The 649-nt window shown below is 52.2% G+C and carries 4 tRNA genes and 1 rRNA gene; all 5 read left to right on the top strand.

From position 1 onward, the window contains the following. Window positions 1-121 (top strand): 23S ribosomal RNA (locus tag HP552_RS04670); the annotation flags it as partial. An 83-nt stretch (window positions 122-204) separates the two neighbouring features. Then, a tRNA-Ser gene (locus HP552_RS04665) sits at window positions 205-296 on the top strand. A gap of 45 nt (window positions 297-341) precedes the next feature. Next, window positions 342-418, top strand: a tRNA-Met gene (locus HP552_RS04660). A 9-nt stretch (window positions 419-427) separates the two neighbouring features. Beyond that, window positions 428-503, top strand: a tRNA-Val gene (locus HP552_RS04655). Window positions 504-508: 5 nt separating this feature from the next. Continuing rightward, window positions 509-584: transfer RNA gene (locus HP552_RS04650), tRNA-Thr, on the top strand. The last annotated feature ends 65 nt before the right edge of the window (window positions 585-649 follow it).

The raw sequence follows: 649 nt of genomic DNA, 5'->3' as shown, positions 1-649 counted from the left end.
CCTCAAGATGAGATTTCCCAGTATGTAAGACCCCTTGAAGACGACGAGGTAGATAGGCTGGGGGTGGAAGTGCAGCAATGCATGGAGCTGACCAGTACTAATCGGTCGAGGGCTTATCCAATATGCAGGTTCTAGTCGCAAAATTCGTTTCGGATCTAGTTTTCAGGGAGCAATCCTTGTACAATTGTTCATGATTGACTATTTGGAGAGATACCCAAGTGGCTATAAGGGGACCCTCTGCTAAGGGGTTAGACTGCGTAAGCGGTGCGAGGGTTCGAATCCCTCTCTCTCCGCCATCTTTACCTTAAGATGGACAAGCAATCAAGAATGTTTATTAATATGGCGGTGTAGCTCAGCTGGCTAGAGCGTACGGTTCATACCCGTGAGGTCGGGGGTTCGATCCCCTCCGCCGCTACCATATTACCCAGGAGGCTTAGCTCAGCTGGGAGAGCATCTGCCTTACAAGCAGAGGGTCGGGGGTTCGAGCCCCTCAGCCTCCACCATATACGCCGGTGTAGCTCAACTGGTAGAGCAACTGACTTGTAATCAGTAGGTTGGGGGTTCAAGTCCTCTCGCCGGCACCATTAATGCCTGGAACCGTGGTGTAGTTGGCCTAACATGCCTGCCTGTCACGCAGGAGATCGCGGGT

It is taken from the genome of Paenibacillus xylanilyticus (assembly GCF_013359935.1).
In the GTDB taxonomy this organism is placed as follows: domain Bacteria; phylum Bacillota; class Bacilli; order Paenibacillales; family Paenibacillaceae; genus Paenibacillus; species Paenibacillus xylanilyticus.
This window is presented reverse-complemented; position numbering and strand designations above follow the sequence as displayed.